Source organism: Ruegeria sp. CDSC081 (assembly GCF_059610485.1).
Genome location: NZ_JBXWNS010000006.1, coordinates 79,234 through 92,019 on the forward strand (window position 1 = coordinate 79,234; position 12,786 = coordinate 92,019).

Consider the following 12,786-nt stretch of genomic DNA (forward strand, 5'->3'; position numbering starts at 1 on the left):
GCCAAAGCCGTTAAGGTTTTTTGCTTCTAGGATTCTGCGAATGGCCCCAACCAATGTCATCGTAAATGGTACTTTTAATAGCGGTTCCGCAAATTGGTCTGGTACGGATATCGAAGCTGACCACACTGAAGGTGCCTATCTCGGGAATGGTTCATCGAATCGTGTGGCCGAAATGGATGGCAACGCAAGCCAAGTCACGGTGATGGAGCAAACCTTTACGCTGGATGACCCCAAATCCGGCGAGCTTAGTCTGGATTCCGCACTTAGGACGGCATCTAACTCGAATGCAGGCAGCGAAGGATTTACCGTCGAGATTCTGGACAGCAACGGCGTCGTTATCGCCTCGATGACTGTTCTGCCGACTGCGAACAGCTTTTCCACATTCACCATGCAGGTCGATTTCCCTTCCGCCGGTGACTATACCCTGCGCCTTTCCGAACTTGGCCCTAATGATAGCCTTGGCGCCATTGTCGATAACATCGAGTTACTGGTGTGTTTTTGTCAGGGCACCCTGATCGAGACGGAATTCGGGGAACGTCCCGTTGAAACCTTGCGTGAAGGTGATCTTGTGCTGACCCGATCGGGGCTGAAACCTGTCAGATGGATCGGACAGCGGCATCTTTCGGCAACCGATCTGGCAATCAATCCAAACCTGAATCCGGTTCGAATCGCGAAATCCGCATTGGGGGACGGTTTGCCGAAACAGGATCTATTGGTTTCCCGGCAGCACAGAATGCAAATCTCTTCGGCGGTGGCGCAGCGCATGTTCGGATCGCCGGATGTGCTGGTCGCGGCCATCAAGCTGTCGGAATTGCCGGGAATCGAGATAGACAACAGCCTTGATCAGGTTGTGTATTACCACCTGCTGTTCGACAACCACGAAATCGTTTTTGCAAATGGCGCCCCGAGCGAAAGCCTGTTGCTGACCGACACGTCGCTGGCATCCGTTACGGCGCAGGCCCGCGAAGAAATCCAAATGATCTTTCCGAATCTGCTGGAAGCCAAGAATACGGTGCCGTCTTATCCGATCCCTGAAATTCGGCTGCAAAAAAGACTGGTCGAGCGGCTGCGGAAGAACCAAAAATCCCCGCTCGAGTCACAGGTAATGTGATCAGGACTGGAACACCGCGCCGACTTCGGAGCGAATGATCCGTGCGATCAACCGGCAATCATCCAGTGAAAAAGTCAATGGCACTCGCATATCCATGATCCCGGTCAAAATGCGGTCACTCGCAGGCAGAGGCGCGCTTTCCACATATCGCCAACTGTCATAGCGCGAGGTAAACCCGGTGGGCTCTGCTCCGCCGAACCATTTCAGATCCACACCACGCGCCGCGCAGCGCTGCATCACAAGAGCAATCCGTTCGGGTGACCAGTCCAGCAGCAAGAACTGAATAGACGAGCCCACATAAGTTTCCGCCTCGGGCCGTTCGACAATGGTAAGTCCCGGCGTGCCGCGCAGCCCTTTTTCGATCTCGACATAGCGCTCATTCCACCGGTCAATCTGTTGTTCCAGATTGCGAAGCTGCGGCCTAAGGATCGCGGCCCTCAAATTGTCCATGCGCCCTGAGACGTTGGGCGTGGTGTACTTGATCCGCTCGAACACCTCTGGGCCCGGCGCTGCAAGGTGGCGCTCATACAGCATGTAGGATCCTGAAAGGACCGTCGCCTTGGCAGCCAGTTCCTCGTCATCGGTGATCAACAACCCGCCTTCACCGGAATTTATGTGCTTGTAGGTCTGGCAGGAATAACACCCGATAACGCCCTGCCGTCCGGATTTTTGCCCGCACCATGCGGCGCCCATCGTGTGCGCGCAATCTTCGATCACAGCCACACCGGCGGCATCGCAGATTTGCATCAACCGATCCATGTCGCACAGATGCCCGCGCATATGGCTGAGCATCAGCACATCAGACTGATCCAGTTTGCTTTCGAGATCATCCAGATCAATCGTCAGCGCTTCGGTCACACCGACAAATACCGGCTTGGCTCCGATCGAGGCAATCGCCCCCGGCACCGGCGCCAGGGTGAAAGCGTTGGTCAGAACCGTATCTCCGGGCTGCACCCCTATCGCGCGCAATGCTGTCGCCAGTGCATAGCCGCCCGAGGAGACCGCCAGACAATATTTTGCGCCGGTCTGCGCGGCAAATTCCTGTTCTAACAGGGCGGTCTCGGCCAGTTCGCCGGGCGACACGTTATATCTGTGCAGCCGGCCATGACGCAAAACGGCCAGAGCCGCCTCGATCGCCTCATCCGGGATTGGTTCCTGCTGGGTGAAATTGCCAGTAAACTTCTCAGTCATCTTTTCGCTCTTGCGGCCGCGATGGGCCGGGGTCAAGGGGTCAGGCTGCAGCTCCGACCAAATCAAAAACAAGTTTCGGCAGGTCATCAAAATGATGCAACAGCGCTTCGGGTTTCAGCGCAGCCATGTCGTCGCCAGATGGCCCGAATGTTACAAGCACCGAAGGTACACCTGCAGCACGCGCCGTATTCCGGTCGGTGTCGGAATCCCCGATCAGAACGCACAGATCCGGGTGTCCGCCGGCCCGGCGGGCAGCTTCACGCAGGGGCTCCGGATCGGGTTTGCGAACCGGCAAAGTATCCGCACCGACGAGTGAGCCGAACCGGTCGCGCACACCCATTTGGGTCAGCAACTGATGTGCCAGAGCCTCGGGTTTATTAGTGCAGATACCAACGCCATAGCCGGCCTCTTTCAACTTTCCAACCGCGTCCAGCGCGCCTGGATAAAACCGGGTATGGGTGTCAATCGCCTCCGAGTACGCTTCTAAAAGCATCGGGTAATAAGCGTGAACAGCCTGCTCGTCATAGGCCCCAACCCGCTTCAAACCGTGGGTCAGCATCATCCGCCCACCACGCAAAGCAATACCAGCATCCTGCCCGTGGACCAGCACATCGCCGTGCCCCATATCGCGAAAACAATGGTTTGCGGCCTCCAGCAAATCCCCGGAAGTATCCGCCAGTGTCCCGTCCAGATCAAAGATGACTGTTCGCATTACGCCTCCTGCCTCGGCGGGTTTTCGCCACGTCTTGTTGCAAACGGCAATCTAGTTTGATGGCTGAACCGCTTGCGACTTTACCCTCAGCGGATAAAACGGACTGCAACAAAACACAAAGAGAAAACGATTTCATGAGTATCGCCCTTGTCATCCTTGCTGCCGGTAAAGGCACCAGGATGAATTCGGATATCCCGAAAGTCCTGCACCCGATTGCTCAGGCGCCTATGCTGGTCCATGCCATGCGCGCTGGTGCTGTTCTGTCGCCCGAGCGGACCGTCATTGTCACCGGGCACGGGTCCGAAGCCGTTGCCAAAGCAACCCTGGCCGAGGACGAGACCGCACAAATCGCCATTCAGGCCGAACAGCTGGGCACCGCCCATGCTGTCGCACAGGCGCGCGAAGCGCTGCAGGGTTTCAACGGCGACGTGGTTGTTCTGTACGGGGACACGCCCTTTTTGCAACCCGATACGTTGGAACGTATGATCGAAGCACGGGCCAAGAACGATCTGGTTATTCTGGGTTTTGAGGCCGCAGATCCTGCACGCTATGGCCGGTTGGTCATGAACGGACAGGCCCTTGAACGCATCGTCGAATACAAAGACGCCTCGGATAAAGAGCGCGATATAACACTTTGTAACTCTGGTCTTTTGGCCTGTAACGCTGAATTACTGTTTTCGCTGATCGACAGCGTGGGAAATGACAATGCCGCCGGTGAATATTACCTGCCGGATGTCGTGGCAATCGCCCGATCCCGTGGCCTGAATGTCACCGCAGTCGCCTGTGACGAGGCACAGACGCTGGGTGTGAACTCACGCGTTGACCTGGCCGCTGCGGATGCGGTTTTTCAGGCCCGTGCCCGCGCCGAACTGCTGGATTTGGGGGTCACGCTGATGGCGCCGGAAACCGTCTATCTGGCCGCTGATACCGTCATTGGCCGCGATACGGTGATCGAACCCAACGTGGTCTTTGGCCCCGGTGTCACGGTGGAAAGCGGTGCAACGATCCGCGCGTTTTCGCATCTTGAGGGCTGCCATGTCAGCCGCGGCGCCATCGTCGGCCCCTATGCCCGCCTGCGCCCCGGCGCTGAGCTGGCAGAAAACACCCGCGTCGGAAATTTTGTTGAAATCAAGAATGCTGAAATCGCCGAAGGCGCCAAGGTCAACCATCTCAGCTATATCGGGGACGCAACGGTTGGGGCGGCGACAAATATCGGCGCGGGCACGATCACCTGCAACTATGATGGCGTGATGAAGCACCAAACGACCATCGGCCAGAACGTCTTTGTCGGATCGAACACCATGTTGGTGGCACCTGTCACCATTGGTGACGGCGCGATGACGGCCACCGGAACCGTGGTGACGCGCGATGTGGAAGCGGATGCTTTGGCCGTTGCGCGCGCCAAGCAGGACAACAAGCCCGGTTATGCGCGTAAATTGTTTGACATGTTGACGGCGAAGAAGGCTCGTCGCGACAAAGGAGCCTGACAGATGTGTGGGATTGTAGGCGTATTGGGCAAGCACGAAGCTGCCCCTATCCTGGTCGAGGCCCTAAAACGGCTGGAATACAGGGGGTATGACAGTGCAGGCATTGCTACGGTCAATGGCGGATCCCTGGGTCGGCGTCGGGCTGTAGGCAAGCTGGTAAACCTCAGCGACCTGCTGGTGCATGACCCGCTTCCGGGTAAATCCGGTATCGGCCATACCCGCTGGGCCACCCATGGCGCGCCGACAGTTTCGAATGCGCATCCCCACCGGGCCGGGCCGGTTGCCGTTGTTCACAACGGCATCGTTGAAAACTATCGGGAGCTGCGGACAGAGCTGGCGGAACACGGGATCGGGTTCGAAACCGAAACCGATACGGAAACCGTCGCCCTGATGGCGGAACATTACCTCAAATCAGGGCTGTCCCCGGTTGAGGCCGCCTATAATACCATCGACCGGTTGGTCGGCGCATTTGCCCTGGCCTTTCTGTTTGACGGCGAAGATGACCTGATCGTAGCCGCGCGCAAAGGCTCGCCACTGGCAATCGGGCACGGGGACGGAGAGATGTTTGTCGGCTCGGACGCCATCGCTCTAGCGCCGCTGACGGATCGCATCACCTATCTGGAAGAAGGTGACCGTGCGGTTCTGACTCGCACATCGCTGGAAATCCGCAACGAAGCAGGTGAGCTTGCCAATCGCGAAACCCGCAAGATCAAAGTGGATCACAGCCGCGCTGACAAGGCCGGGCACAAGCATTTCATGGCCAAGGAAATCGCGGAACAGCCGATTGTGGTTGCCGAGGCGATCCGGTCCTACCTGCCCGCCGCCGGTGATCAGGTCGTTCTGCCGGGGGATCTGGATTTCACCAAGCTGGACCGTTTGACGATGGTCGCTTGCGGGACTGCTTTCTACGCCTGTTTGACCGCCAAATACTGGTTCGAGCAACTTGCCAGAATACCGGTCGAAGTCGATATCGCCAGCGAATTTCGCTATCGTGAACCTCCGATCCCGGAACGCACTATGGCGCTGTTTGTCAGCCAATCGGGTGAAACCGCCGACACGCTGGCCGCCCTGCGGTATTGCGACGGCAAAGCGGACAAGGTCGTCTCAGTCGTCAATGTTCCAGAAAGCTCGATCGCACGTGAAAGCGACATCGCCCTGCCGATCCATGCCGGGGTCGAGATCGGCGTCGCCTCGACCAAAGCCTTCACCTGTCAGCTGAGCGTGTTGCTGATGCTGGCGCTCAAGGCTGCTGCGGACCGTGGCACGTTGAGCGACGAGGAACTTGCCGATCACGCCGCCGCGTTGCGCGGGCTGCCTTCGGTGCTGAACACCGCGTTGGATCAGAACCGGGCCATCAGGAAATCCGCCCAGCGCTTGTCCGAGGCGCGCGATGTTCTGTTTCTGGGACGCGGCCTGATGTACCCGCTGGCGATGGAAGGGGCGCTGAAACTCAAGGAAATAAGCTATATCCATGCCGAAGGTTATGCTTCGGGTGAGCTAAAGCACGGCCCCATTGCCCTGATCGATAAACACATGCCCGTGGTGGTTCTGGCCCCGCGAGACACGGTGTTCGACAAAACCGTGTCGAATATGCAAGAGGTCATGGCACGCAAGGGTAAAGTCATCCTGGTGTCCGATGATGACGGCATCGCCGAGGCCGAAGACGGGGTCTGGAGCACGATCCGCATGCCGCATGTGCACCCCAGCCTTGCACCGATCCTCTATTCGGTGCCCGCTCAGTTGCTGGCCTATCATACGGCGGTGGCCAAGGGTACGGATGTGGACCAGCCGCGCAATCTGGCGAAATCCGTAACGGTGGAGTGACACATGTCCAAGAAATTTCCGGCGCTGGATGACGCCCATCGCAAGTTTATCGAGGATCAGCATCTGTTCTTCGTCGGCACCGCCGGACCTGAAGGACGGGTCAATATCTCTCCCAAAGGGATGGACTCGCTGCAGGTACTGGGGCCCAATCGGATTGTCTGGATGAACCTGACCGGCAGTGGCAATGAAACCGCCGGACATTTGCTGGAGGTCAATCGCATGACCCTCATGTGGTGTTCCTTCACCACACGCCCGCTGATCCTGCGGACCTATGGCACCGCGCGTACATTGCATGCCGGGGACGAGGGCTGGGACGCGTTGGCCGGGCTGTTTCCCGACCACCGCAGCGCCCGCCAGATCTATGACCTTGCGATTGACATGGTTCAGACCTCTTGCGGATATGCCGTACCGTTCATGGAATACCAGTCCGAACGGGACACGATGCAGAAATGGGTCGACGGTAAGTCCGATGACGATATCCGCGATTATTGGGTTGAGCGGAACCATCAGACGATCGACGGCAAGCCAACACGCGCTGCGGACCTATGACGCCCGTCACCTATCTTGACCAGATCCGGGCCCATGCCGACCCAGAGCGCGCCGTGCAGATGGCGGCTTATCACAAGGTCGAACGCCTCTATCTGGGCGTTGCAAATCCGGTTCTGAACGACCTGAGCAAACTATGGCGACAGGAACTGGACGTTGCTGCGCGGGTGGATCTGGCTGACGCCCTCTGGCAGACCGATATCCATGAGGGCCGTCTGGCCGCAGCCAAGTTGCTAACCCAAGCCCGTATCCGCCCCGATGAGGCTGCTTGGGACCTGCTGCAAAGCTGGTTACCAGATTTCGACGCCTGGGCGGTGGCAGATCACGCCTGTATGGCGATGCAGAAACGCTTGTCTGCGGACCCGGCGCGGTTGGAACAGGTCGAAAGCTGGACAGCGTCAGACCACATGTGGACACGGCGCGCCGCGCTGGTGGCCACCCTGCCTTGGACCAAGCAGAACCACCCCAAGCCAGAAGACCTGAACCGGCGCGACCGTATTCTTGGCTGGGCAGCGGGCTATGTGCCCGACCGTGACTGGTTCATCCAGAAAGCAATCGCATGGTGGCTGCGCGAGCTGTCGAAACATGACGCGGACCGAGTGGTTAACTTTCTGCGCGACCATAGTGCGGCCATGAAGCCCTTTGCCCGGCGTGAAGCTGGCAAATATCTGAAAGGTCAGTTGGAATAAACTTCCAGCTCGACAAGTTCGTCATAAGGCAAAAGCAGCGCCCGCATTGCATCCAGCGACAGCCTGCTGCCGCCGCTTTCGGGCCCACGGGCCGGGACCAGCGTGATATAGGCCTGCGCCCCTGTTCTGGGCACAACAACACGTCCTGTGAACTCTGTCTCGACCAAAGGCGTTTCCATCCAGCGTCCAGGCGTTGTCGGATCACCCAAGCTGGCAATGGTGGTCTTGGCGCCAACCCAACCAGCGGCGGTTGCGGGGACCGGAACGGATTCGGTGACGTCAGCTTCCGCGGCGACCTCTGGTTCAGCCGCAGGTTTGTCGCGACCGAAAACTCGATCAGTTGTCGAGCGGACAGTGTCACAGCCTGCAACAAGGATACAAATGGTCAGCAGAGCGTATTTCATGGCCTGAACTTAGCCCCCCTCACAGGACTGTGCCAGCACAAAGCACAGTTCAGGCTTGTCGCAGGCCAGTCGCCGCTTTACGTATGACGCATGACAGCTCCGCTTATCGACCCGTTCGCACGTGCCATCACCTATCTCCGCGTCTCCGTTACGGATCGCTGTGATTTTCGCTGTGTTTACTGCATGTCCGAAGACATGAAGTTCCTGCCGAAAAAGGACCTGCTGACGCTGGAAGAGCTGGACCGTATGTGCACGACCTTCGTGAAGATGGGCGTGGAAAAGCTGCGCATCACCGGGGGCGAGCCGCTGGTCCGCCGAAACATCATGTCATTCTTCAATGCCATGACCCGGCATCTGGACAGCGGCGCGTTGAAAGAGCTGACGCTGACAACCAATGGCTCGCAACTGCACCGCTTTGCTGACGATCTCTATGCGGCGGGCGTGCGCCGGGTGAATGTGTCGCTGGACACGTTGGATGATGAGAAATTCAGCCAGATCACCCGTTGGGGCCGGTTGAAACAGGTTCTGAACGGAATTGATACTGCCCAAAAGGCTGGCCTGCGGGTCAAGATCAACGCTGTGGCCCTGAAGGGTTTCAACGAGGCCGAACTTCCAACAATCACCCAATGGTGCGCTGAGCGCGACATGGATCTGACCTGGATCGAGGTGATGCCGATGGGCGATATCGGGAACGAGAACCGTCTGGATCAGTACTGGTCGCTCAAGGATGTCCGCAAGGAATATGAAAGCCACTATACCGTCTCCGATCTGGCAGAACGCACTGGTGGACCAGCGCGATATGCGCGGCTTGAAGAAACGGGCCAGAAGATCGGCTTTATCACACCGCTGTCGCATAATTTCTGCGAAAGCTGCAATCGCGTCCGCCTGACCTGTACGGGTGAGCTGTATATGTGTCTGGGGCAAGAGGATATGGCCGATCTGCGTGCCCCCCTGCGAGATCATCTCGATACCGAGGCGCCGCTGGAACAGGCCATCCGCGCGGCGATAAATCTTAAGCCCAAAGGCCACGACTTCGACTATTCCCGCCAGGCGGTCGACGGCAAGATGAGCCGCCATATGAGCCATACGGGCGGCTGACATGACCGCCCCCTCTGGCCAGCCGACGCTGCTTTACCGTTTGTATTGCAGCCTGACCGCCGTTGCTGCACCTTTGGCTTGGCGCACCGTGCGCAAGAAACTCCTGGCGGCAGATGTCCCGACAATTCGCCAGCATGAAAGGCTCGGCCATGCCAGCCTACCACGCCCCAAGGGCCGATTGATCTGGTTCCACGCTGCAAGTGTGGGGGAAACCCTGTCGGTCATCAGCCTGATCAAACGGCTGGGTGAACGCCTGCCGGATGCCCAGTTCCTGGTTACCTCGGGCACCCCAACTTCGGCGGCGCTGATCGAAAAACGGATGCCACCCCGTACGCGACACCAGTATCCGCCGCTGGACACCGCAGGGCCGGTCCGGCGATTTCTGGATCACTGGCGCCCCGAAGCCGGAGTATTTGTCGAAAGCGAAATCTGGCCACGCCTGATCGTTGACGCGGCTGGACGGGGAATCCCTCTGGCCCTGTTGAATGCGCGCCTTTCAGATAAATCCGTCGAAGGTTGGAAAAAACGTCCACAAACCGCACGATTCATTTTGGACAATTTCAGCCTGTTCCTGACCCAGAATGGCAAAACCGCCGCTAATCTGGTGGACATGGGGGCTGTGGCGGACCGCGTGCAACCGGGAACCAACCTCAAAGCGATGTCCGATCCGCTTCCGGTCGATAATTCTGTGTTGGAAGATATTCAGACCCAGATTGCAGGGCGTCCTGTGTGGATCGCCAGCTCGACCCATGCCGGAGAAGAAGAAATCGTTCTGGCTGCCCATGCAAAATTGCTGGAACGTTGGCCCGACCTGCTGCTGTTGTTGATCCCGCGCCACCCCGAACGCAGACAGGATGTGGCCGCGCTGTTGAAACAGGCCGGTCAATCCGCAGTTTTCCGAACATCGGAGGGGCGGATCGAAACTGAAACACAGGTCTTTGTTGCCGACACACTGGGCGAGACGGGCACGTGGTATGCGCTGTGCCCAATCGTATTTCTGGGCGGTTCGCTGCACGAGATCGGCGGCCATAACCCGTTCGAACCCGCGCAGGCTGGGGCGGCGGTAATAACCGGTCCCGGATACTTCAACTTTGCCGAGACCTTTGCGCCGCTCATCGAAACCGGTGGCGCGGTTGAGGTGAACTCGGCGCAGGCCCTGGCAGACGCGGTCGCGGTTTGGCTCAGCGATCAGGACGCGCTGGATACAGCGCGCGATGCCGCAAAATCCTGCGTCAACACGCAGAAATCCGCGCTCGATTCCATTGTCGAGACCCTGTGCGACCGGCTTGGCCTGAAGACCACCGGCGTTTAGGGGCAGAGCACCTGCCTGCCCCTTGGGATCACGCCGCTGGCATCCTTTGCTCCACGATTTCGGCCCACCAGCTGCATCCTGCAGGGATAGCCTCATCGTTGAAGTTATATTCGGGATGGTGAACTGCTGCGGTGTCCCCATTACCCACCAAAATATAGGCACCCGGACGCTCTTCGAGCATAAAGGCGAAATCCTCGCCGCCCATGATCAGCGGTGCCTGGTCACAATCGCCCGAGACCGACCGCGCCACCTGGGCTGCGAAATCGGTTTGATCATCGCTGTTCACCATTACCGGATATCCCCGGTAATAGGTCACCTCAACCGCTCCTCCAAATGTGGCGGCCACTCCGGTGCAGATCTCGGTCACGCGCTTTTCGGCCATATCCCGCATGTCCCGGCTCATTGTACGGACCGTACCGCGCAGCTTTACAGTCTGAGGGATCACGTTGAATGCGGTTGAAGAGGTTTCGAAGGAGGTCACCGAAACAACCACCTGATCCACCGGGTCAGCGTTTCGCGCCGCGATGGTCTGGAGCGCCAGAACCGCCTGCGCCGCCATCACAGTTGTATCCACGGTTTCGTGCGGCTTGGCTGCGTGGCCGCCTTTGCCTTCGAAAACGATGTCGAACTGATCAGTAGCTGCGAAAAACGCGCCAGGACGGATGGCGAAACTGCCCACCGGACGGCCGGGCCAGTTATGCATTCCGTATACTTCCTGAATGCCCCAGCGATCCATCATCCCGTCTTCACACATCTCACGACCACCGCCGCCACCTTCTTCGGCAGGTTGGAAAATGACCACCACTGTCCCGTCAAAATTCCGCGTTTCCGAAAGGTATTTCGCCGCCCCCAACAACATCGCAGTATGACCATCATGGCCGCAGGCGTGCATCGCCCCATCGGTATTCGAGGCATAGTCCAATCCGGTCGCCTCATGGATCGGCAGCGCATCCATATCGGCACGCAAACCGATAACCTTACCGCCCGTGTCCGCCTTGCCCTTGATCACACCCACCACGCCCGTTCGGCCAATTCCGGTTACCACCTCATCGCAGCCGAACTCTTTCAGCTTTTCCGCCACCAGCGCACTGGTGCGATGGGTTTCAAACAGGATCTCTGGATTTTGGTGGATATCACGCCGCCATTCCGTGATTTCACTCTGCAGTTCTGCGAACCGGTTTTTGATCGGCATGTGTATCTCCCAAAATCATCGTTCGTCGCTGTCACCGGGACGCAACGCGCCTGACAACAGGACAATGAAAACAGCCAGCGGCAGCAAGGCCATGAATGCAAGACGCAATGTAAGCATCTCTGCCAGAAACCCAATAAGGGGCGGGCCAATCAACAACCCGCCATACCCTAATGTGGCCACGCTGGCGATGGCTTGACCAGGCGGGACATGCGGATCATTTGCCGCCCTGCTGAACGCAAGCGGCATGATCACTGCATATCCAAGCCCCATCAGTCCAAACCCAACCAGAGCAATCCCGGCATCATAGGCCGATACCACAGCCAGCACCCCCAAAGCGGCGCATACCCCTCCGAAACGGGCCGTCGCGGTTGGTCCGAACCGCGCGATCACGACACCACCCACCAGACGGAACGCGACCATTGTCACCGAAAAGACTGCATATCCCAGCGCTGCGACGCTTTCGGGCGCACCAGTCACATCCCGCAGGAAAATCGCGCTCCAGTCCGCGACGGCCCCTTCACCCAATGCCCCGCACAGGGCAATAAATCCGACAAGTATCAACGCACCCGACGGAAGTGCAAATATCGCCCCGCCCGCGGCCACAACACGGTGCGAATTCCACTGCACACGGGACAGAGCCAGTGTCAGCCCAACTACGATGCCACCGGCCAGTAAAAAGTGCTGTGACACCGTCAGGCCCATCTGTATCGCACCAAATCCGCTCAGCGCTCCCAGACCGGCCCCCAGGCTCCACATCGCGTGAAAAGACGACATAACGGGCCTGTCATAAGCGCGCTCAACCTCTGCTGCCCAGGCGTTCATCGCCACATCCATTGAGCCGTGGAAGGCCCCGAATACGAACAGGAAAAACGCCAATGCCCAAAAGCTTCCGGCAAAGGCCAGCAAGATAAGGGATGCGGTATAAAGAATGGCGATGATCCGTGTGATCACCACAGCCCCGAACCGATCTGTCAGACGTCCGGTAACCGGGAACGAACACACAGCCCCAGCCGCCATGAACAGCAAGCCGTAGCCAAGCGCTTCGTGCGACAGGTCCAGGTGATCCCTGACTGCGGGAATACGCGAGGCCCAGATCCCGAACAAAGCGCCGTTCAAAATGAACATGGCCGCCACGGCCCGCCAAGCGGCCATAATTCCGATCACGTATTTTCCTTTGCTCCGCGCCCGCCCCTGTCAGTTCTACAGCCTAGGGAAGGTTT

Annotated in this window: 12 protein-coding genes; 7 read left to right on the forward strand and 5 right to left on the reverse strand. The window is 58.5% G+C overall.

Translation table 11 applies throughout. From position 1 onward, the window contains the following. The first annotated feature begins 40 nt into the window (after nt 1-40). Entirely contained in the window at nt 41-1,111 is a 1,071-nt protein-coding gene (locus tag AC2FH9_RS12380) for a Hint domain-containing protein (protein ID WP_496871730.1), read from the forward strand. On the opposite strand, the gene AC2FH9_RS12385 is transcribed toward AC2FH9_RS12380, so the two are convergent. Next, nucleotides 1,112-2,302: a DegT/DnrJ/EryC1/StrS family aminotransferase gene (locus AC2FH9_RS12385; protein ID WP_496706480.1), complete on the reverse strand. Its 1,191-nt coding sequence runs from the start codon at nt 2,300-2,302 to the stop codon at nt 1,112-1,114. Nucleotides 2,303-2,342: 40 nt separating this feature from the next. After that, nucleotides 2,343-3,014: an HAD-IA family hydrolase gene (locus AC2FH9_RS12390; protein WP_142634920.1), complete on the reverse strand. Its 672-nt coding sequence runs from the start codon at nt 3,012-3,014 to the stop codon at nt 2,343-2,345. A 134-nt stretch (nt 3,015-3,148) separates the two neighbouring features. Between AC2FH9_RS12390 and glmU the strand changes: the two genes are divergently transcribed. Genes glmU through AC2FH9_RS12410 form a run of 4 tightly spaced genes read left to right on the forward strand, consistent with a single transcriptional unit; the run spans nt 3,149 to nt 7,560 of the window. After that, the gene (gene glmU / locus AC2FH9_RS12395) at nt 3,149-4,501 is read left to right on the forward strand and encodes a bifunctional UDP-N-acetylglucosamine diphosphorylase/glucosamine-1-phosphate N-acetyltransferase GlmU (protein WP_496871733.1); all 1,353 of its coding nucleotides are present in this window, start codon (nt 3,149-3,151) and stop codon (nt 4,499-4,501) included. 3 nt (nt 4,502-4,504) lie between these two features. Next, on the forward strand, nt 4,505-6,325 hold the full coding sequence (glmS, locus tag AC2FH9_RS12400; RefSeq protein ID WP_496871735.1) for a glutamine--fructose-6-phosphate transaminase (isomerizing): 1,821 nt from the start codon (nt 4,505-4,507) through the stop codon (nt 6,323-6,325). Nucleotides 6,326-6,328: 3 nt separating this feature from the next. Next, nucleotides 6,329-6,874, forward strand: coding sequence for a pyridoxamine 5'-phosphate oxidase family protein (locus AC2FH9_RS12405; protein WP_496871737.1), 546 nt, complete (start codon nt 6,329-6,331; stop codon nt 6,872-6,874). Further along, nucleotides 6,871-7,560 (forward strand): DNA alkylation repair protein, encoded by a 690-nt coding sequence (locus tag AC2FH9_RS12410; protein WP_496713049.1) that lies wholly within the window; start codon nt 6,871-6,873, stop codon nt 7,558-7,560. The genes AC2FH9_RS12405 and AC2FH9_RS12410 overlap by 4 nt, the downstream gene beginning before the upstream one ends. Here AC2FH9_RS12410 and AC2FH9_RS12415 read toward each other — a convergent pair. Beyond that, a complete protein-coding gene (locus AC2FH9_RS12415) occupies nt 7,548-7,964 on the reverse strand; it encodes a hypothetical protein (protein ID WP_496750179.1) in 417 nt (138 codons plus the stop codon). The genes AC2FH9_RS12410 and AC2FH9_RS12415 overlap by 13 nt on opposite strands. 90 nt (nt 7,965-8,054) lie before the next feature. Here AC2FH9_RS12415 and moaA point away from each other — a divergent pair, with 90 nt between their 5' ends. Then, nucleotides 8,055-9,062 (forward strand): GTP 3',8-cyclase MoaA, encoded by a 1,008-nt coding sequence (gene moaA, locus AC2FH9_RS12420; protein ID WP_142634932.1) that lies wholly within the window; start codon nt 8,055-8,057, stop codon nt 9,060-9,062. 1 nt (nt 9,063) lies between these two features. Continuing rightward, entirely contained in the window at nt 9,064-10,374 is a 1,311-nt protein-coding gene (locus AC2FH9_RS12425) for a 3-deoxy-D-manno-octulosonic acid transferase (protein ID WP_496871739.1), read from the forward strand. Nucleotides 10,375-10,402: 28 nt separating this feature from the next. Here AC2FH9_RS12425 and AC2FH9_RS12430 read toward each other — a convergent pair whose 3' ends face one another. Beyond that, on the reverse strand, nt 10,403-11,566 hold the full coding sequence (locus tag AC2FH9_RS12430) for a M20 aminoacylase family protein (protein ID WP_496690866.1): 1,164 nt from the start codon (nt 11,564-11,566) through the stop codon (nt 10,403-10,405). Between the two features lie 15 nt (nt 11,567-11,581). Further along, a complete protein-coding gene (locus AC2FH9_RS12435) occupies nt 11,582-12,730 on the reverse strand; it encodes an MFS transporter (RefSeq protein ID WP_496690867.1) in 1,149 nt (382 codons plus the stop codon). Between the last annotated feature and the right edge of the window lie 56 nt (nt 12,731-12,786).

Excerpts from the sequence above, each read along its gene's own strand:
- AC2FH9_RS12380 (WP_496871730.1), top strand. The coding sequence starts at position 41 with ATGGCCCCAACCAATGTCATCGTAAATGGTACTTTTAATAGCGGTTCC.
- AC2FH9_RS12385 (WP_496706480.1), bottom strand. The coding sequence starts at position 2,302 with ATGACTGAGAAGTTTACTGGCAATTTCACCCAGCAGGAACCAATCCCG.
- AC2FH9_RS12390 (WP_142634920.1), bottom strand. The coding sequence starts at position 3,014 with ATGCGAACAGTCATCTTTGATCTGGACGGGACACTGGCGGATACTTCC.
- glmU (WP_496871733.1), top strand. The coding sequence starts at position 3,149 with ATGAGTATCGCCCTTGTCATCCTTGCTGCCGGTAAAGGCACCAGGATG.
- glmS (WP_496871735.1), top strand. The coding sequence starts at position 4,505 with ATGTGTGGGATTGTAGGCGTATTGGGCAAGCACGAAGCTGCCCCTATC.
- AC2FH9_RS12405 (WP_496871737.1), top strand. The coding sequence starts at position 6,329 with ATGTCCAAGAAATTTCCGGCGCTGGATGACGCCCATCGCAAGTTTATC.
- AC2FH9_RS12410 (WP_496713049.1), top strand. The coding sequence starts at position 6,871 with ATGACGCCCGTCACCTATCTTGACCAGATCCGGGCCCATGCCGACCCA.
- AC2FH9_RS12415 (WP_496750179.1), bottom strand. The coding sequence starts at position 7,964 with ATGAAATACGCTCTGCTGACCATTTGTATCCTTGTTGCAGGCTGTGAC.
- moaA (WP_142634932.1), top strand. The coding sequence starts at position 8,055 with ATGACAGCTCCGCTTATCGACCCGTTCGCACGTGCCATCACCTATCTC.
- AC2FH9_RS12425 (WP_496871739.1), top strand. The coding sequence starts at position 9,064 with ATGACCGCCCCCTCTGGCCAGCCGACGCTGCTTTACCGTTTGTATTGC.
- AC2FH9_RS12430 (WP_496690866.1), bottom strand. The coding sequence starts at position 11,566 with ATGCCGATCAAAAACCGGTTCGCAGAACTGCAGAGTGAAATCACGGAA.